Origin of the sequence: Klebsiella sp. R445, assembly GCF_051131755.1 — a bacterium.
Taxonomy (GTDB): Bacteria; Pseudomonadota; Gammaproteobacteria; order Enterobacterales; family Enterobacteriaceae; genus Klebsiella; species Klebsiella lignicola.
On record NZ_CP180446.1, the window covers coordinates 4,619,338 to 4,638,181 of the forward strand.

The 18,844-nt window shown below is 53.1% G+C and carries 17 protein-coding genes, 6 tRNA genes and 2 other RNA genes; 12 read left to right on the plus strand and 13 right to left on the minus strand.

The window, feature by feature from the left end; all coding sequences use genetic code 11:
• Positions 1-2: 2 nt before the first annotated feature.
• The 4 genes from xapA to ACMYSN_RS21835 all read left to right on the plus strand — a co-directional run bounded on the left by xapA (position 3) and on the right by ACMYSN_RS21835 (position 3,316).
• Positions 3-836, plus strand: a complete 834-nt coding sequence (xapA, locus tag ACMYSN_RS21820; protein WP_462496142.1) for a purine-nucleoside phosphorylase — start codon at positions 3-5, stop codon at positions 834-836.
• Between the two features lie 70 nt (positions 837-906).
• Entirely contained in the window at positions 907-2,163 is a 1,257-nt protein-coding gene (locus tag ACMYSN_RS21825) for a nucleoside permease (protein ID WP_462496143.1), read from the plus strand.
• Positions 2,164-2,218: 55 nt separating this feature from the next.
• Positions 2,219-2,377 (plus strand): DUF1427 family protein, encoded by a 159-nt coding sequence (locus ACMYSN_RS21830; protein WP_462496144.1) that lies wholly within the window; start codon positions 2,219-2,221, stop codon positions 2,375-2,377.
• 54 nt (positions 2,378-2,431) lie between these two features.
• The gene (locus ACMYSN_RS21835) at positions 2,432-3,316 is read left to right on the plus strand and encodes a LysR family transcriptional regulator (protein WP_462498310.1); all 885 of its coding nucleotides are present in this window, start codon (positions 2,432-2,434) and stop codon (positions 3,314-3,316) included.
• 62 nt (positions 3,317-3,378) lie between these two features.
• On the opposite strand, the gene ACMYSN_RS21840 is transcribed toward ACMYSN_RS21835, so the two are convergent.
• From ACMYSN_RS21840 to ACMYSN_RS21865, 6 genes are all read right to left on the minus strand, one after another.
• Positions 3,379-3,504: non-coding RNA, RtT sRNA (locus ACMYSN_RS21840), on the minus strand.
• 31 nt (positions 3,505-3,535) lie between these two features.
• Positions 3,536-3,661, minus strand: a non-coding RNA gene (locus ACMYSN_RS21845) — RtT sRNA.
• A gap of 31 nt (positions 3,662-3,692) precedes the next feature.
• A tRNA-Lys gene (locus ACMYSN_RS21850) sits at positions 3,693-3,768 on the minus strand.
• A gap of 4 nt (positions 3,769-3,772) precedes the next feature.
• Positions 3,773-3,848: transfer RNA gene (locus ACMYSN_RS21855), tRNA-Val, on the minus strand.
• Positions 3,849-3,894: 46 nt separating this feature from the next.
• A tRNA-Val gene (locus tag ACMYSN_RS21860) sits at positions 3,895-3,970 on the minus strand.
• 42 nt (positions 3,971-4,012) lie between these two features.
• Positions 4,013-4,088 (minus strand) — tRNA-Val (locus ACMYSN_RS21865).
• A gap of 258 nt (positions 4,089-4,346) precedes the next feature.
• On the opposite strand from ACMYSN_RS21865, the gene gltX reads away from it, so the two are divergent.
• The gene (gene gltX / locus ACMYSN_RS21870; protein ID WP_462496145.1) at positions 4,347-5,765 is read left to right on the plus strand and encodes a glutamate--tRNA ligase; all 1,419 of its coding nucleotides are present in this window, start codon (positions 4,347-4,349) and stop codon (positions 5,763-5,765) included.
• Between the two features lie 48 nt (positions 5,766-5,813).
• Here the strand turns inward: gltX and ACMYSN_RS21875 are convergent, their stop codons facing one another.
• Both ACMYSN_RS21875 and ACMYSN_RS21880 read right to left on the minus strand, forming a co-directional pair.
• Positions 5,814-6,206 (minus strand): MerR family transcriptional regulator, encoded by a 393-nt coding sequence (locus ACMYSN_RS21875; RefSeq protein WP_462496146.1) that lies wholly within the window; start codon positions 6,204-6,206, stop codon positions 5,814-5,816.
• Between the two features lie 4 nt (positions 6,207-6,210).
• Complete coding sequence (locus ACMYSN_RS21880; RefSeq protein WP_123755307.1) at positions 6,211-6,564, minus strand: YfeC-like transcriptional regulator; 354 nt, start codon at positions 6,562-6,564, stop codon at positions 6,211-6,213.
• A 219-nt stretch (positions 6,565-6,783) separates the two neighbouring features.
• Here ACMYSN_RS21880 and ACMYSN_RS21885 point away from each other — a divergent pair.
• The 3 genes from ACMYSN_RS21885 (at position 6,784) to ACMYSN_RS21895 (ending at position 9,365) form a co-directional block, all read left to right on the plus strand.
• Positions 6,784-6,859: transfer RNA gene (locus ACMYSN_RS21885), tRNA-Ala, on the plus strand.
• A 39-nt stretch (positions 6,860-6,898) separates the two neighbouring features.
• Positions 6,899-6,974 (plus strand) — tRNA-Ala (locus ACMYSN_RS21890).
• A 210-nt stretch (positions 6,975-7,184) separates the two neighbouring features.
• Positions 7,185-9,365 carry a sensor domain-containing phosphodiesterase gene (locus tag ACMYSN_RS21895; protein WP_462496147.1) on the plus strand — a complete coding sequence of 727 codons (2,181 nt, stop codon included), beginning with the start codon at positions 7,185-7,187 and terminating at the stop codon, positions 9,363-9,365.
• Positions 9,366-9,405: 40 nt separating this feature from the next.
• On the opposite strand, the gene ACMYSN_RS21900 is transcribed toward ACMYSN_RS21895, so the two are convergent.
• Positions 9,406-10,608, minus strand: a complete 1,203-nt coding sequence (locus ACMYSN_RS21900) for a NupC/NupG family nucleoside CNT transporter (protein WP_123755305.1) — start codon at positions 10,606-10,608, stop codon at positions 9,406-9,408.
• Positions 10,609-10,916: 308 nt separating this feature from the next.
• On the opposite strand from ACMYSN_RS21900, the gene ACMYSN_RS21905 reads away from it, so the two are divergent.
• Both ACMYSN_RS21905 and ACMYSN_RS21910 read left to right on the plus strand, forming a co-directional pair.
• Positions 10,917-10,973 carry a hypothetical protein gene (locus ACMYSN_RS21905; protein ID WP_419144713.1) on the plus strand — a complete coding sequence of 19 codons (57 nt, stop codon included), beginning with the start codon at positions 10,917-10,919 and terminating at the stop codon, positions 10,971-10,973.
• Complete coding sequence (locus tag ACMYSN_RS21910; protein ID WP_462496148.1) at positions 10,954-12,192, plus strand: divalent metal cation transporter; 1,239 nt, start codon at positions 10,954-10,956, stop codon at positions 12,190-12,192. Before ACMYSN_RS21905 ends, ACMYSN_RS21910 begins: the two co-directional genes overlap by 20 nt.
• Positions 12,193-12,240: 48 nt before the next feature.
• On the opposite strand, the gene ACMYSN_RS21915 is transcribed toward ACMYSN_RS21910, so the two are convergent.
• Positions 12,241-12,597 (minus strand): DUF2502 domain-containing protein, encoded by a 357-nt coding sequence (locus ACMYSN_RS21915; protein WP_462496149.1) that lies wholly within the window; start codon positions 12,595-12,597, stop codon positions 12,241-12,243.
• Positions 12,598-12,749: 152 nt separating this feature from the next.
• Positions 12,750-13,742: an aldo-keto reductase family protein gene (gene mgrA / locus ACMYSN_RS21920; protein ID WP_462496150.1), complete on the minus strand. Its 993-nt coding sequence runs from the start codon at positions 13,740-13,742 to the stop codon at positions 12,750-12,752.
• 176 nt (positions 13,743-13,918) lie between these two features.
• Between mgrA and ACMYSN_RS21925 the strand changes: the two genes are divergently transcribed.
• Entirely contained in the window at positions 13,919-15,580 is a 1,662-nt protein-coding gene (locus ACMYSN_RS21925; protein WP_462498311.1) for an alpha-keto acid decarboxylase family protein, read from the plus strand.
• Here the strand turns inward: ACMYSN_RS21925 and ACMYSN_RS21930 are convergent.
• Positions 15,577-16,812: an ion channel protein gene (locus ACMYSN_RS21930; RefSeq protein WP_462496151.1), complete on the minus strand. Its 1,236-nt coding sequence runs from the start codon at positions 16,810-16,812 to the stop codon at positions 15,577-15,579. The genes ACMYSN_RS21925 and ACMYSN_RS21930 overlap by 4 nt on opposite strands.
• Before the next feature lie 263 nt (positions 16,813-17,075).
• Between ACMYSN_RS21930 and glk the strand changes: the two genes are divergently transcribed.
• A complete protein-coding gene (gene glk, locus ACMYSN_RS21935) occupies positions 17,076-18,041 on the plus strand; it encodes a glucokinase (protein ID WP_462496152.1) in 966 nt (321 codons plus the stop codon).
• Positions 18,042-18,100: 59 nt separating this feature from the next.
• Here glk and ACMYSN_RS21940 read toward each other — a convergent pair whose 3' ends face one another.
• The gene (locus ACMYSN_RS21940) at positions 18,101-18,844 is read right to left on the minus strand and encodes a LytR/AlgR family response regulator transcription factor (protein ID WP_462496153.1); all 744 of its coding nucleotides are present in this window, start codon (positions 18,842-18,844) and stop codon (positions 18,101-18,103) included.

Sequence of the window (18,844 nt, forward strand, 5' to 3'; positions counted from 1 at the left end):
TCATGAGCCATTCTTTTTTTTCACAGAATCCCTGGTATAGCGCAGACATCATTCGTGGTTATAAACCAGATTTTACGCCGCGTGTGGCGTTTATTCTTGGCTCTGGCTTAGGCGTGCTGGCTGAACAAATTGAAGATGCGGTGGCGATTTCTTACGAGAAGCTGCCTGGTTTTCCGGTTAGTACCGTCCATGGGCATGCTGGAGAACTGGTTCTTGGCCATTTGGCAGGCGTACCGGTTGCCTGTATGAAAGGGCGTGGGCACTTTTATGAAGGTCGCGGTATGACCATTATGACAGATGCCATTCGTACATTAAAACTATTGGGCTGCGAACTTCTTTTTTGTACCAATGCAGCAGGTTCTCTGCGTCCTGAAGTGGGGCCAGGCAGCCTGGTGGCGCTTAACGACCATATTAACACCATGCCGGGTACGCCGATGGTTGGAGTGAATGATGAGCGCTTTGGCGATCGCTTCTTCTCTCTGGCCAATGCCTATGATACGGACTATCGAGCCGTACTTCAGACCGTTGCAAAAGAAGAGGGCTTTCAGCTTACAGAGGGCGTGTTTGTTTCCTATCCTGGACCGAACTTTGAAACGGCGGCGGAAATCCGCATGATGCAGATTATCGGCGGTGATGTGGTGGGAATGTCGGTAGTGCCGGAAGTGATTACTGCACGCCATTGCGGCCTGAAAGTGGTGGCGGTCTCTGCTATCACCAATTTGGCTGAAGGCCTGGGCGATGTGAAATTATCCCACGCGCAAACCCTTGCCGCGGCTGAACTTTCTCGTCAGAACTTTATAAACCTTATCTGCGGCTTCTTACGTAAGTTGGACTGAAATTCATAATAAAAATGACCCCGTACACGGGGTCTTTCTTTTACTCTATCTCTACGACAAGGAACGAAAAATGGGTATTGCGTCCCGATTAAAGGTCATGTCGTTTTTGCAATATTTTATCTGGGGAAGCTGGCTGGTAACCCTGGGGTCTTACATGATAAACACTCTCGACTTTACTGGTGCAAATGTTGGGATGGTTTATAGCTCCAAAGGGCTGGCGGCCATTATTATGCCCGGCATTATGGGGATTATTGCCGACAAATGGCTACGCGCCGAACGCGCATATATGCTTTGTCATTTGGTCTGCGCTGGGGTGCTGCTGTATGCCACCACCGTCACCGACCCGGATACGATGTTCTGGGTGATGCTGATTAACGCAATGGCTTATATGCCGACAATCGCGTTATCTAACAGCGTCTCTTATTCTTGTCTTGCGCAATCCGGGCAGGATCCGGTTACCGCATTCCCGCCCATTCGTGTGTTTGGCACCATTGGCTTTATTGTTGCTATGTGGACGGTAAGCCTGATGGGACTGGAGCTGAGCAGCGCGCAGCTCTATATTGCGTCCGGCGCTTCACTGGCTCTGGCAATGTATGCATTCACGTTACCGAAGATCCCGGTGGCTGAGAAGAAAGCTGTCACAACGCTTACCAGCAAGCTGGGATTGGATGCATTTGTACTGTTTAAAAATCCGCGCATGGCGATTTTCTTTCTGTTTGCGATGATGCTCGGGGCCGTGCTGCAAATTACCAACGTCTTTGGTAACCCCTTCCTGCACGATTTTGCCCGCAATCCAGAGTTTGTCGACAGCTTTGTCGTCAGGTATCCCTCCATTTTGCTTTCTGTTTCGCAAATGGCAGAAGTGGGTTTTATCCTTACCATACCGTTCTTCCTTAAACGCTTTGGCATCAAAACGGTGATGCTGATGAGCATGCTGGCGTGGACTTTACGCTTTGGTTTCTTTGCTTTTGGCGATCCGTCACCACTTGGTTTCGTGTTGCTACTGATGTCGATGATTGTTTACGGCTGCGCATTCGACTTCTTTAACATTTCTGGCTCAGTTTTCGTTGAGCAGGAAGTGAGTTCTAATATTCGCGCCAGTGCTCAAGGGTTGTTCATGACCATGGTTAACGGGGTTGGCGCATGGGTCGGATCGATTTTAAGCGGCATGGCGGTGGATTATTTCTCTGTTGACGGAGTGAAAGATTGGCAAACCATCTGGCTACTGTTTGCTGCCTATTCATTGGCGCTGGCGGTTATTTTTGCACTGTTCTTTAAGTATAAACATGAACCAGAAAAAATAGCGATGAAGCCTCTGACTCATTAATTCTCTTCAGCTGGCGAGGGGATGCTCGCCAGTCTTTTTTCTGCAAGGATAGGTAATGAAAGATATTATTTTCTCATCAGGTATTGGTTTTGGCATTGGTGCTCTATTTACACTGTGCCGCCTGCCGATCCCCGCGCCAAATGTACTGCCAGGCGTACTTAGCATCGTGTTCATGTACATTGGGTACCTCGTCGTTAAATTCATTTTTCACTAGGCGGTGTGGTAAATTCCATACATTACCCTCTCTTGTTTATGGAGTGCAGTTGTGATGGAGCGAACTCACCGTATCGATCTTAAGTTGCTGCGTTACTTTCTCGCCGTTGCTGAAGAACTGCATTTTGGACGGGCTGCGGCACGTTTGAATATGTCCCAACCCCCGTTAAGTATTCATGTTAAGGAACTGGAACAGCAGCTTGGCACGCTATTGTTTGTCCGCCATTCTCGCAGCGTGGTACTAACGCATGCGGGTAAAATCCTGATGGAAGAGTCACGTCGCCTGTTGGCCAACGCGAACCAGGCACTGGCAAGGGTCGAGCAAATTGGACGCGGTGAAGCAGGCCGCATTGAGCTTGGCGTTGTGGGGACTGCAATGTGGGGGAAAATGCGGCCTGCAATGCGACGCTTTTTAAAGGACAATCCCAATGTTGATGTGCATTTTCGTGAAAAGATGCCAACGATGCAGATGGCGCTGCTTGAGCGGCGTGAGTTGGATGCGGGGATCTGGCGGATGGCCGTTGAACCGACAGAAGGGTTTATCGCCTTACGCTTACATGAGTCATCTTTTTTGGTCGCCATGCCGGATGATCATTTTCTGGCTGCCTGTGATGCGGTGCCGCTTGAAGCGCTGCGGGATGAATATTTTGTGACCATGCCCTCAATTCATACTGACTGGGCGTTTTTGCAGCGTGTCTGCCAGAGCGCCGGGTTTTCACCGATGATCGTTCGTGAAGTGACTGAGCCGCAAACCGTGCTGGCGATAATCAGTATGGGGATTGGCATTACGCTAATTGCGGATAGCTACGCGCAGATGAACTGGCCAGGCGTGGTGTTTCGTCCATTAAAAGAACGTATTCCGGCAGACTTATATATTGTGTATGAGCAGCAGCAGGCGACGCCTGCGCTGACAAAGTTGGTGGAGGCTCTGACGGGGTAATTGCCGGCCAGGCTTGTATATTGCAGATAGCAAAAAGGCGCCTTTAGGGCGCCTTTCTACATTGGTGGGTCGTGCAGGATGACTCGCTTCACTCGCCCTGCGGGCCGTCGCCGCAAGCGGCTCCGTTGTCTCACTTCGTTCGACTCGAACCTGCAGCAGGTTCTCATCCTACACGAATTGCATATAGCAAAAAGGCGCCTTTAGGGCGCCTTTCTACATTGGTGGGTCGTGCAGGATGACTCGCTTCACTCGCCCTGCGGGCCGTCGCCGCAAGCGGCTCCGTTGTCTCACTTCGTTCGACTCGAACCTGCAGCAGGTTCTCATCCTACACGAATTGCGCATAGCAAAAAGGCGCCTTTAGGGCGCCTTTCTACATTGGTGGGTCGTGCAGGATTCGAACCTGCGACCAATTGATTAAAAGTCAACTGCTCTACCAACTGAGCTAACGACCCGAAGTGGTGGGTGATGACGGGATCGAACCGCCGACCCCCTCCTTGTAAGGGAGGTGCTCTCCCAGCTGAGCTAATCACCCACTTCGGTACTTCAAATTTTAACAAGAAATCCAGCTGGCGAGAAAGTGGTGGGTGATGACGGGATCGAACCGCCGACCCCCTCCTTGTAAGGGAGGTGCTCTCCCAGCTGAGCTAATCACCCACTTCTCAATTTCTTGTTACACGGCGGAGACTACCTAAGTAGTGGTGGGTGATGACGGGTTCGAACCGCCGACCCCCTCCTTGTAAGGGAGGTGCTCTCCCAGCTGAGCTAATCACCCCCGCTGTGTGGAGTCGCATTATAGGGAGAGTTGAAAATGAGTCAACGCCTTTTCTAAATAATTTGTTTGTTCGTCGTAAAATTAGCCAATGCGATCGTTAATGCGGCTGTGGCGCATGATTTATAAACAAAAATAGCAAAGCGTGACGTTCAGACCTGAACAACATTGAGGAATCAGCCCACAGTGTTAGAATAATCACCCATAAATACCCACGGACTCTGCCGGTTGTCGGCATCTTTATAAACGTAAGGCCAATTCATGAAAATCAAAACTCGCTTCGCGCCCAGCCCGACAGGCTATCTGCACGTTGGCGGCGCGCGTACTGCTCTCTATTCCTGGCTTTTTGCTCGTCACAACGGCGGTGAGTTTGTACTGCGTATTGAAGACACCGATCTTGAGCGCTCAACGCCGGAAGCAATTGAAGCCATCATGGATGGGATGAACTGGCTGAACCTGGAGTGGGACGAAGGTCCGTACTTCCAGACAAAACGTTTTGACCGCTACAACAGCGTTATTGATGAGATGCTGGAAGCGGGCACGGCGTATAAATGCTACTGCTCCAAAGAGCGTCTGGATGCGCTGCGTGAAGAGCAGATGGAGAAGGGCGAGAAACCGCGTTATGACGGGCGCTGCCGCCACGGCCACGAACATCATGCTGATAACGAGCCGTGCGTCGTGCGTTTTGCTAACCCGCAGGACGGTTCGGTCATTTTTGATGACCAGATCCGTGGGCCAATCGAGTTTAGCAACCAGGAACTGGACGATCTGATCATTCGTCGTACCGATGGTTCCCCGACCTACAACTTCTGCGTGGTTGTGGATGACTGGGATATGGAGATCACCCACGTGATCCGTGGCGAAGACCATATCAACAACACCCCGCGTCAGATCAACATCCTGAAAGCGCTGAATGCACCTGTCCCGGTGTATGCCCATGTGTCGATGATTAATGGCGATGATGGTAAAAAACTCTCCAAACGCCACGGTGCGGTCAGCGTCATGCAGTATCGTGATGATGGCTATCTGCCGGAAGCACTGCTGAACTACCTCGTGCGTCTGGGCTGGTCCAGCGGCGATCAGGAGATCTTCAGCCGTGAAGAGATGATCAAGTTGTTCTCACTGGGTGCAGTAAGCAAATCTGCCAGCGCGTTCAATACCGACAAACTGCTGTGGCTGAACCATCACTACATCAATTCGATGGCGCCGGAATATGTGGCGACCTACCTGCAGTGGCACATTGAGCAGGCAAATATCGATACCCGTACCGGTCCGCAGCTGTCTGAGCTGGTTACTCTGCTGGGCGAACGTTGCAAAACGCTGAAAGAGATGGCAGCAAGCTGCCGTTACTTCTATGAAGAGTTTGCCGAGTTTGATGCCGACGCGGCGAAGAAACACCTGCGTCCGGTTGCGCGTCAGCCGCTGGAAGTGGTGCGCGATAAACTCGCTGCCCTCAGCGACTGGACGGCAGAAAACGTCCACCACGCCATTCAGGCAACGGCTGATGAGCTGGAAGTGGGGATGGGTAAAGTCGGGATGCCGCTGCGCGTGGCGGTAACGGGCGCTGGTCAGTCACCGGCTCTTGACGTAACGGTCCATGCTATCGGTAAAACCCGTAGCGTAGAACGTATTAACAGAGCGCTGGCATTTATTGCTGAACGCGAAAGCCAGCAATCCTGATTGCAGGCTTAACAAAACGGCGGGTTCTCTCCTGCCGTTTTTTTTTGCTTATTTTTGGCTGGCAATGCCCAGACGTGACAAAAAGCCGCTGATCCCTTCACGGACAAGTAGATCCCGCAGGTGCTGTTGTTCTTCCGCCGTCATCAAATGCAGGATTTCGGTGATCTGCCGCCAGATGGCATCGGTTTCACTTACGACATAATGGCCGGAAGGTTCTGCCAGCTGATAGTCGGTAAGCAGATGCCGCAGTGCCGGTATGTTGGCCAGAAAATCGAGGACCGGCTTATCAATCACGATAAGACGTGCGCGACCACCTTTCACACCGGGAATGGCTTCCGTGCGCCAGTGTTGTTCTCTGACCCAACGATTAATCGTCTGTCTGGCAAGGCCAAGACAATCCGCCAACTCTGCTGGGGTCATTTTATCTTTTAATTTCATCATGATGTTACTGGTCACGAATATCCAGACGCTGGAGTAGCCCGGTAATGCCTTCACGCAAAAGTAATGACATCAGCTGTTTTTGTTCGCCAGGAGTCATCTCTTTACTGAGCGTCAGGAGCAGGGGTTCAAGGTCGCTTTCGACGGTAGAATAAGAAGGAGCTGGCTCTGCCACACGCTGGGCGCTGCGAATAAACGCTTTTACTTGCTCATTTACGTGCACGAGACGAGCCTTTCCACCTTGTACTCCTGGACGAGGGGAGGTTTGCCACCCCTCTTTACGTACCCATTTATTGATCGTCTGCCGACTGAAGCCGGTGAGGTGGGCGATTTCTTCAGGTGTCATTCGTTCCTTGAGCATACTATTTCCTGAGTAAATATGTGGGAATTAGTTGTCCATGTTATAGCATCCTTTTACATGAAAGGGTGACATGTTTAACGTCTCCCTGCGATAAGGCTCGCAATGTCAGCGTGTTGCCTGCTTTTTCAGCGATCAAATAGCGAGGGGTCATTTTGCCGTTGACACCAGATGAAGGAATTCATATTATGCCGCCCGTCAACACGACACGTTTTACGGTTAGGGGCTATAGCTCAGCTGGGAGAGCGCTTGCATGGCATGCAAGAGGTCAGCGGTTCGATCCCGCTTAGCTCCACCAAACTCTGTTCCCATCAGGTTTGGTTCGTAAAACATCTGTGGGGCTATAGCTCAGCTGGGAGAGCGCTTGCATGGCATGCAAGAGGTCAGCGGTTCGATCCCGCTTAGCTCCACCAAAATTCGAAACCCTCGCTACGGCGGGGGTTTTTTGTTTTCTCCCGTCACTGTAAGCCTTTTTCAGATTTGGTCAGTATTTCACAACCTTTAGAAGAAAATGTAATTTAAGATTTTTCATCAGGTAAATTACTTGCCTGGTATAATTATTCATTTTAATATTTCTATTGGCGAAATAATGTTCCCGAGTGCTGGAGTTTTGATTAACAATAATGATTGATAAATTTAACATTAATATCAAGAAAACTTTACTCGCGCTCATTGTTTGTTTAATCTCTATTCCATTAGCCCGATTTATTTCACCTGTAGCCCTCGTTGATGGAAATGAAGTATTCCTCGCCTGGCTGCCATTAAGCATGATGTACGCTGTTATATTTATTTTCGGCCGCTATGCTGTCGCCCCATTAATTATCGCCTTTGCCATTACCAACCACTTTATTCTTTCAATGACGCCGCTGCAGGCGGTGCTCATATTATTCTGTCAGCTGTTTTCAGTACTGGTGTCGTGCCTGATTGTCCGGGCGCTTGTGGGCAAACGCTGGCGTGCAGGCTTCTCTGCCAGGCTGATGGGGATGAGGATCTTCTGGGGCGGCTTTTTTGCCCCGATACTGATGAAATTAACGATGTATCTGGTGGGCGTCTATTTCTCGTTCCCATTAAGCATATCCAGCTATTTCAAAGGGATGCCGGCAGTTTATACAATAATTGATATTCAGAGTTTGATTGGCGCGGCATTAATATTTACGACGTTTTTCTATTATCCAATGCGGATGGTTATCAATCCACATTATGCCAAAGTATTCTGGCATCGACATTGCCAACCGTGGTTTACCCGGAAACACCGGGCCTTTACGCTGTATTGGTTTATGGCGCTGGCGGCAATATTACTGGTGCTCTGCGCACCTTATAATTCTGACTATATAGCCGGTTATTTAGTGCCGCTGATCTTCATTCTGTATTTTATTGGCATTCGGCATCTTGGAAATGTATTAATTCGCATTTCGTGGTCGGTGTCGGCCTTTTTGCTGGTGGTCTATAACCGCAATTTTCTCCAGGGCGTACAGACTGAGTATTCAATATCGTTCGTGCTGTCCGTGCTGATCTCCTTCACCATCTGTTTGTTTTATATGGTTGATATTTATGGGCAGAATGAAAGAATCAAGGTCAAATGGCGTGACCAGGCGCAGGAGGACCCGTTAACCGGATTACCCAATCTGCGTGCGCTGGAGTGCTATTTGCGCCAGGAGGGCGATTTCGTCATCAGCAGCCTGCGGATCGCAAACCTCGACTTCCTCAGCCGCCATTACGGCATGATGATGCGGGTGCATTGCAAACGGCAGATTGCCAGTAAGGTACAGCCGTTGCTGGGGGAGAAAGACGACCTGTTTCAGCTACCCGGTAGCGAGCTACTGCTGGTGCTAAGCGGCCCTGATCCTGTGGCGCGGCTGGCCCACATTGTCGCCATGCTCAATCACAAGAAATACAGCTGGCACAACCAGATGCTGGAATTAGAGTTTGGCGCCGCCTGGGGGCAATACCGTGGCGTAGAAGAAGAGCTTCATCCGATGTTGGGTCAACTGAGCTGGCTGTCGGAGCAGGCCGGGAGCGGTCGCCAGGTGCTGGCGCTGGATGCGGCGCAAGAGCATGTGTCCGACCAGACCAGCGAACAAGTGCGGATGCTCACCCTGGTGAAGCGTGCGCTCAATGAACGCGGTCTGGTGCTGTATGCCCAGCCTATTCAGAATGCGGCCGGGGAAGGGTATTACGAAATTCTGACGCGCATGCAGTGCGGCAGCGTGATGATCGCCCCGGACCAGTTCATTCCCTTGATAGTTCAGTTCAACCTGAGCCAGCGTTTTGACATGCTGGTGCTGGAGACGCTCTTCAGTACCTTACACCAGCACCCAGGGCAGCACTTCTCCGTCAATTTACTGCCTTATACGCTGATGCAAAACAATAGCTCAGCGCAGATTATCGCCCTGTTTAAACGTTATCAGCTGTCGCCGGAGGCCATCACCATCGAGATCACCGAAGAGCAGGCGTTCAGCGATGCAGGGGAAAGCATGCATAACATTCAGCAGCTGCGGGACTTTGGCTGTGCCATCGCCATTGATGACTTTGGTACCGGTTATGCCAACTTCGAACGGTTAAAGCGGCTGCAGGCGGATATCGTGAAGATTGATGGCTGCTTCGTACGCGACCTCGGACGCGACCCGCTGGATGCCATCATGATTAAATCCATCATTGACGTGGCGAAAGTCAAAAACCTGTCGGTGGTCGCGGAGTTTGTGGAGACGGAACAGCAGAAAGAGACGCTACTGGCCTTAGGCGTCGACTATTTGCAGGGGTATTTAATCGGTAAGCCACGTCCGCTCAGCGATCTACGGGCGTAAAAAAGCCGGGGCAAGCCCGGCTTTTCGGTATTGATTGAGATTACAGAACCAGCGCCGCGATAGAAGCAGAGAGCACGCTCACCAGCGTGGAACCGTACACCAGCTTCAGACCAAAGCGGGAAACGACGTTACCCTGCTCTTCGTTCAGGCCTTTAATCGCCCCGGCAATAATCCCGATAGAAGAGAAGTTGGCGAAGGAGACCAGGAAGATAGAGATAATGCCTTCAGCGCGTGGAGAAAGCGTGCTGGCAATTTTCTGCAGATCCATCATCGCGACGAACTCATTCGAAACCAGCTTGGTCGCCATGATACTGCCCACCTGGAGCGCTTCACCGGCCGGAACACCCATCACCCATGCAACCGGATAGAAGATGTAGCCCAGAATCCCCTGGAAGGAGATGCTGTAGCCGAACCAACCGGTCACGGTAGCGAACAGGGCGTTCAACGCGGAAATCAGGGCGATAAAACCGATCAGCATAGCAGCAACGATAATCGCTACTTTAAAGCCCGCCAGAATGTATTCCCCCAGCATTTCAAAGAAGCTCTGACCTTCGTGCAGGTTGGACATCTGCAGGTTTTCTTCGCTTTCTTCTACGCGATACGGGTTAATCAGCGACAGCACGATAAAGGTACTGAACATGTTGAGCACCAGCGCAGCAACAACATATTTTGGCTGCAGCATGGTCATGTATGCGCCGACGATAGACATGGAAACGGTCGACATTGCGGTCGCGGCCATGGTGTACATGCGGTTGCGTGACATTTTGCCCAGGATATCTTTATAGGCGATAAAGTTTTCCGACTGGCCCAGAATCAGCGAGCTGACGGCGTTGAAGGATTCCAGCTTGCCCATGCCGTTAATTTTAGACAGCACGGTACCAATCGCACGAATGACGATAGGCAGGATACGGATGTGCTGCAGAATACCGATCAGCGCGGAGATAAAGACGATAGGGCACAGAACCTTCAGGAAGAAGAAGGCCAGGCCTTTGTCATTCATGTTACCGAAGACGAAGTTGGTCCCTTCGTTGGCAAAGCCGAGCAGCTTTTCGAACATCTCGGAGAAGCCTTTCACAAAACCCAGACCAACATCGGAGTTCAGGAAGAACCATGCCAGCAAGACTTCAATAACAAGTAATTGAATAACATAACGAATGCGAATTTGCTTACGGTTATGGCTGACCAAAAGGGCCAGTATAGCCACCACTACGATCGCGAGAATAAAATGCAAGACGCGGTCCATATTTGCTCCAAATATGAGGCAGGTTAAATTTCTTTGCACATTCTATGTAACAGCAGCAAAGAAAACGAGATCAAATCCACACTATTGCAAGGAACTGTGACCAGTGGTGGAAATAGTGATCAAACATACATTTTTGTTATGTTGCGTAAAGGTTTTAAAAGTTGCTTAGATTGTACTACTCTGTGATCTGGCGAGATGCAATTCCATCCATACCCGTTTTTCGTTGTTAGCCGCTATCGTTCCCCCCTATCAGAGCAATAATGACTATCTTTACAAATGAACTTGATAATCATTCGCATTTTGATAGCATGAAACATAGCAAAGGCTATATTTCAGAGGCAGAAAATGACAGGCACTCGCGTTGAGAATAGCAGCGGTCGCGCAGCGCGCAAGATGAAGCTCGCATTGATGGGGCCTGCGTTCATTGCTGCCATTGGCTATATCGATCCCGGTAACTTTGCCACCAATATCCAGGCCGGGGCCAGTTTTGGCTATCAACTGCTGTGGGTCGTGGTGTGGGCCAATTTAATGGCGATGCTGATCCAGGTGCTGTCGGCAAAACTTGGGATTGCGACCGGTAAAAATCTGGCGGAGCAGATCCGCGATCACTACCCGCGTCCGGTGGTGTGGTTTTATTGGGTGCAGGCGGAAATCATCGCCATGGCTACCGATCTGGCTGAATTTATCGGCGCGGCGATCGGCTTCAAGCTGATACTCGGTATATCGCTGCTGCAGGGGGCCGTACTCACCGGGGTTGCCACCTTCCTGATCCTGATGCTTCAGCGCCGCGGGCAAAAGCCGCTGGAGAAAGTCATCGGCGGATTACTGCTGTTTGTTGCCGTCGCCTATATTGTTGAGCTGATCTTCTCGCGACCGGCGCTGGCGCCGCTGGCGAAAGGGATGATTGTCCCAGGCCTGCCCAATAATGAAGCGGTGTTCCTGGCGGCCGGTGTGCTGGGCGCAACGATTATGCCGCACGTCATCTATCTGCACTCTTCATTAACTCAGAATCTGCACGAAGGCACGCGCAAAGATCGTTACCATGCCACGCGTTGGGATGTCGCGATTGCCATGACTATCGCCGGGTTTGTTAATCTGGCGATGATGGCCACGGCGGCTGCGGCCTTTCACTTTAACGGGCATACGGGCATTGCCAATCTTGATGAGGCCTACCTGACGCTGGAGCCGCTGTTAAGTCATGCGGCGGCAACCATATTTGGCCTGAGTCTGGTGGCCGCTGGTCTGTCATCGACCGTGGTGGGCACGCTGGCAGGGCAGGTGGTGATGCAGGGGTTTATCCGCTTCCATATTCCGCTGTGGTTCCGCCGTCTGGTGACCATGCTGCCATCCTTTATTGTGATTATGATCGGCCTGGACCCCACTCGTATTCTGGTGATGAGCCAGGTGCTGCTCAGCTTTGGTATTGCACTGGCGCTGGTTCCGCTGCTGATTTTCACCAGCAATGCGCAGTTAATGGGTGAGCTGGTGAATACGCAGTGGATTAAACGGCTGGGCTGGCTGATTGTCGCCATTGTAGTGTTACTGAACGGCTGGTTACTGGTGGGAACGGTACTTGGATTGTAATGGTCGTGGTGGAAATAATTCGGGGAGCCCTGTGGCTCCCCGAAATGTTTAATGATGGCCATGACCGTGGCCGCGGCCACCGCCACCGCCTGGACCTCGTCCCCAACCGTCGTGACGGTCGCGACGATCGTTCCAGCCTTCGCGATAACCTCGCTCGTAAGCTTTGCGCTTATCCCAGCCGCGATGGCGCCCGTTGTCATGGTGGTGCCAGCGATTATCACGCCATTCATAATTACGGCGCCAGTAATCGCGGTCTCGCCAACCGCCGCCGTCCCAGTAGTTACCGTAATTATCACGATCGCCTATTTGTAATTTTACAGATGGCAGCAGGGTGATTTCTCCGGCGTTGGCAACCAGTGGCGTTGAAGCCAAAAGCACTGCTGCCAGAATCAGTGACCTGAACATACTCTTCTCCTTCACGATCGGGGCCTGAGAGCCTGATAAATAGGCTCTCATTGGGCCTGTTAACGTGATATTACGGGGCGGTAAAGCGCCGTAGCATTGGAGGAACTCCTAAATCACGGATAAGAGCACTTTTTGCTAAAGGAAAATTTGCTTTACGCCGCCAGGATCGCGCCAATTTTCGCGCACTCTTCCGCGCTAAAAAGCCGGTTACCCAGCATGCCGACAGCATCATCAAGCTGTGCGGTTTTACTGGCGCCAATCAGTACCGAAGTCACTTTTTCTTCCCGCAATACCCAGGCAAGCGCCATCTGCGAGAGCTTTTGTCCACGGGCCTGAGCAAGCGCGTCCAGCTGGCGCACTTTCTCCAGCTTCGCGTCGGTCAACTGATCTGCTTGCAGGAAACGACTGCCGCTGGCGGCACGGGAATCGGCCGGTATACCGTGTAAATAACGATCCGTCAGTTGACCTCCGGCCAGCGGTGAAAACGCTATGCTTCCCACCCCTGCGGTCTGCAGAAAATCAAGCAGTCCGTCCTCAACCCAGCGTTCGAGCATCGAATATTTCGGCTGATGAATCAGGCACGGCGTGCCGAGGTCGTTGAGAATGCTCACCGCTTCAGCGGCCTGCTCAAGAGGATAGTTGGAGAGCCCGACATACAGCGCTTTACCCTGGCGGACAAGGTGGTCCAGCGCGCGCATGGTTTCCTGCAGCGGTGTTTCCGGATCCGGGCGGTGATGATAGAAGATATCGACGTACTCCAGCCCCATTCGCCTCAGGCTTTGGTCGAGGCTGGACACCAGATATTTACGTGACCCCCAGTCGCCGTAAGGCCCGTCCCACATGGTATAGCCGGCTTTGCTGGAGATAATCAACTCATCGCGATAGGGCAAAAAATCTTCCCGCAGGATACGGCCGAAATTGCTCTCTGCCGAGCCCGGAGGCGGCCCGTAATTATTGGCTAAATCGAAATGGGTGATGCCGAGATCAAAAGCATGACGAAGCAGCTGGCGGCTGGTTTCCACCCGCGTTTCGTCACCAAAGTTGTGCCACAGACCGAGTGAAATTGCCGGCAGCTTTAAGCCGCTGCGGCCACAACGGCGGTATTCCATCGTCTGGTATCGCGCCGAATTTGCCTGGTAAACCATACTTCCTCCGTAGACAGAACAGCTAGTGTATACGTTTACACTAAAGAATGTTCTGCGCAGAGTACACTCCCCACTGGCGTAAATTTTGCTTTCCACTGTGAATATTGATCACAATCTGGACAGTTCGATCGCTTATTCAATACTCAAATTACCTGCAACGGGATTGGAGTATGGAAATGCAACCGACTTACACCATTGGTGATTATCTGCTGGATCGTCTCGTAGATTGCGGCATAGACCGCTTGTTTGGCGTACCCGGAGATTACAATTTACAGTTCCTCGACTGCGTTATTGCCCATGATGCGTTGGGATGGGTTGGTTGTGCGAATGAGCTGAACGCCGCCTATGCCGCTGACGGATATGCACGAATTAAAGGTGCTGGCGCATTGCTGACGACCTATGGCGTCGGCGAGCTGAGCGCCCTTAACGGCGTGGCCGGCAGCTATGCCGAACATGTTCCGGTCCTACATATCGTCGGGGCGCCCTGTACCGGCTCACAGCAGCGGGGGGAGCTTCTGCACCATACCCTTGGGGATGGCGATTTCACGCACTTTGCCCGCATGAGCGAGCAGATCACCTGTACCCAGGCCACCCTGACGGCCGAGAACGCCTGCCATGAAATCGACCGCGTGCTGAGCGAGATGTTAACGCACCATCGTCCCGGTTATTTGATGCTGCCGGCCGACGTGGCCAAAGCGAAAGCCACGCCGCCGGCACGTCGTTTGACAATAGAAGGGCCGCCTGCCGATGAAAACCAGCTGGCTGGCTTCCGTGAACACGCCGGGCAGATGCTGCGCAGCAGTCGCCGGGTATCGCTGCTGGCTGATTTCCTCGCTCAGCGTTATGGCCTGCAGGATACGCTGCGAGCGTGGGTGGCGAAAACGCCGATGGCGTGTGCCACCATGCTGATGGGCAAAGGGCTGTTTGATGAACAACAGCGCGGTTTTGTTGGTACCTACAGCGGGATTGCCAGCGCGGTATCCACACGCGAAGCTATCGAAAATGCCGATACCATCATCTGTGTCGGGACGCGCTTTACCGATACCATCACCGCCGGATTCACCCAGCATTTACCGCAGGAGCGGACGATCGAGATCCAGCCTTTCGCCGTCCGAGTCGGTGACCATTGGTTCAGCCGTATCCCGATGGACCAGGCGCTTGGGGTGTTGATGACCCTATCCAGCAGCCTGGCCGCAGAGTGGTCGATGCCGGCCTGTAGCGCGCCGGAAGTGGCCTGCGCGGCGAGTGGGCCTCTCACCCAGGAGAATTTCTGGAGTACCGTTCAGGAACAGCTGCGCCCGGGCGATATTATTCTGGCCGATCAAGGCACCGCGGCGTTTGGCGTTGCGGCGCTGAAACTGCCCTCTGATGCCACCTTGCTGGTCCAGCCGCTATGGGGCTCCATCGGATTTACCCTGCCGGCCGCCTACGGCGCGCAGACCGCAGCGCCGGGCAGGCGAGTGGTGCTGATTGTGGGCGACGGGGCGGCGCAGCTGACGATTCAGGAGCTGGGATCCATGCTGCGGGATAAACAAAACCCGTTGATTCTGCTGCTCAATAACGAAGGCTACACCGTTGAGCGCGCGATACACGGGCCGGAGCAGCGTTATAACGATATCGCGCTGTGGGACTGGAACCGTCTGCCAGAGGCGTTTGCTCCGGATGTTCCTTCCCGGTGCTGGCGCGTGACGGATACTCAAGGCCTGGAGGACGCGATAGCCGACAGCGTTGGCTCAGACAAGCTGACGCTGGTGGAAGTCATGCTGCCGAAAATGGACATCCCTGATTTCCTGAGGGCGGTGACCCAGGCGCTGGAGGAGCGAAACAGCCGCGTTTAGTCGTTCCGGTGTCTGGCGATCATTAACGGCTTCCCGGCCAGCAGCAGCCAGGCCGGGAGCATCACGATGCACAGCAGCGGCAACAGCGTGGTATCCGGCACCACCACTGCGGCCATAAAAAGGCTCAGCCAACCATCGCGGGTCACTACCAGCGTCATGCCAAGGATCGCGCAGGAGACGGTAATGGCCGCCGGTACCGCATCAACGTGCGCGTGTAGCATTAAGCCCAGCGCCACGCCGACGAATACTGCAGGGAAAATCCGCCCACCGCGAAAACCACTGGCGGACGCAATCACCAGCGCCGCCAGTTTCACCAGCGCAATCAGCAAAAAGTCGCCTGAGGTCAACGTCTGGCTCACGGCAATCTGCTGCATTTCATCCAGCCCTTTGAACAGTGTGATATGCCCGCCCAGCGCGCCGAGGATCCCCAGCAACAAGCCGCCGAGGCCGAGGACTAATACCGGGTTTTTCAGGCGATTCATTAGCGTGTGCAGTCGCGGTAAACACCAGACGGCCACCATACCGACGGCGATGGCGATAAGAGTCACAATCGCGCCGCTGAAGATATCGACCAGATGCATTTGTGCATACACGGGGATCGGCAACGAGAAATTGGGGAGGAAGAACAAATCGGTGGTCAGGGCGCCAGCAGCGGCCGCCAGCAGCGGGGCGAACAGCCGGTCCCACAATGGCACGTCGTTGCTGCTATTGAGGGTTTGCGAAAAGATCAGCGCGGCGGCCACCGGCGTGCCAAACAGGGAGCCGATAGTGCCGGAGGCGGCAAGAATCGTCCAGTCCAGCGAACTCACGCGGGGGAACAGGCGGGAGCCTACGGCCACCGCCAGCGCAATGTTCATCACCATAATCGGATGTTCCGGCCCGAGGCTGACACCACCGGCGAGGCCAAGCACCAATGCCGCCACCAGGCCCGGCAGCGCACCGGTGTTGATGGGCTCGCCAATTAACGCTTCGGTGGCCGGGTCCGGCCCGGCATGTCCGGGGCTAAAGCGCACGATCAGGCCGACGGCGATACCGGTCAGCGTCAGGATGGCGATGATCCACAGCGGGCTGCTGGCGTCGATACCTAAACCCGACGGGACGCTGAACCACAGGAAATGCTGCAGGATAGCCGCAATCTTCATCGTTACAATCAATACCAGGCTGGAAGCGATACCAATAATGACGGCCGGTATCGCTAACAACAGCATTGTTCTTGCACGCGGATGCAGCATGAAACGTTTCCTTTTAAAGTCGTAAAGTACGATTTTGCACTCGCGCCCAGGGGGCGTAGATGCAAATGGTGCTGAAACGATAAACTTAAGGTGGTGCCTGACGATCCCGGAAGATGAACGGAATCATATTGCACAGATTACAACCTAAATGTGATGTAGGTCGCTAAACTGTGGGCACTTATACGTTGGTCGTTGTTGTTAGGGCATCATGAATTTACAGTGTGCCAAAAGAATCATTTTGACTTTAGTGGAGCCGTAACGGAATGACAAAATTTGCTTTAGTAGGAGACGTCGGCGGGACCAATGCCCGACTGGCATTATGCGACATGGCCAGCGGGGAAATTTCCCAGGCAAAAACCTATTCCGGGCTCGATTATCCCAGCCTTGAGGCCGTGGTTCGCGTCTATCTGGACGAGCAGGGCGTAGCCGTTGAAGATGGCTGCATCGCAATTGCCTGTCCGATCACCGGTGACTGGGTGGCGATGACCAACCATACCTGGGCGTTTTCGATCGCCGAAATGAGAGAGAACCTCGGCTTTTCGCACCTGGAAATCATCAACGATTTCACCGCAGTCTCTATGGCTATCCCGATGCTCAAGGCTGAACACCTGATTCAGTTTGGCGGCACCGCGCCGGTCGAAGGCAAACCCATTGCGGTCTACGGTGCTGGTACCGGCCTTGGTGTTGCCCACCTGGTCCACGTCGACAAGCGCTGGGTGAGCCTGCCGGGTGAAGGCGGCCACGTTGATTTCGCGCCAAACAGCGAAGAAGAGGGCATTATTCTGCAGGAATTGCGCGCTGAACTCGGGCACGTCTCCGCCGAGCGCGTGTTGTCTGGTCCGGGGCTGGTCTATCTGTATCGCGCAATTGTGAAAGCGGATGGCCGCCTGCCGGAAAATCTCCAGCCGAAAGACGTCACCGAACGCGCGCTGGCCGACGCCTGTATTGATTGCCGTCGTGCGCTGTCGCTGTTCTGCGTCATCATGGGGCGTTTCGGCGGCAACCTGGCGCTGAACCTGGCGACCTTTGGTGGGGTGTATATTGCCGGCGGTATTGTGCCTCGTTTCCTTGAGTTCTTTAAGGCTTCTGGCTTCCGCGGTGGTTTTGAAGACAAAGGGCGCTTTAAAGCTTTTGTTCAGGATATTCCCGTCTACCTGATCGTCCACGATAATCCAGGCCTGCTGGGTTCCGGGGCGCATCTGCGCCAGACGCTGGGGCAGATTCTCTAACCCTGTCTCAGATAGCCCGTTCCGGCAAGATAACGCCCGGGCGGGCTATACGCTGCTCACTACAGATGCATCAGCTGGCGAAACTCTTTGACCTTGCTGCGGCTGACCGGGACCTGAAATTCCAGATCGCGTAAGCGCAGAATGTAGGTATTGTTGAACCACGGCTCAATCTCGCGAATTTTATTCAGGTTAACGCAGTAGGAGCGGTGGCAACGGAAGAAGTGCGCTGGCGGTAGCTTGCTGCAGAATTCCGTAATGTTCATTGGCATTACGAACGATTCCCGCCGGGTATAGACAAACGTCATTTTTTCGTGCGCTTCGGCGTAATAAATATCGTGGATACTGGTCACGATAATCCGCTCGTCTTTGATCAGATTGATCGTGTCATTTTCACGCTGCGGATTGGGCGCAGTACCGGCACCGCTGGCCGTTTGCTGCTGTTGCTGCCAGGCGCTGCTCAGCTTCTGCAGCATGTTAATAATCCGCGATTCCTGGTACGGCTTGAGAATATAGTCGAACGCTTCCAGCTCAAAGGCCTCCACCGCATGCTCTTTCCAGGCGGTGATAAACACGATAAACGGTTTATGCGCGAACTGACTGATGTTCTGCGCCAGCAGAACGCCGTCCAGCGAGGGAATATTGATGTCGAGAAAAATGGCATCGACCTTGTTGTGCTGCAGGAATTTCAGGACGTCCAGCCCGTCATCAAAGGTGGCGACAATCTCCATCTGGCTATGGGTGTTAATCAGCCAGGTGAGCTCCTGCTGCGCCGGAAATTCATCTTCAACAATGATAACTTTCAT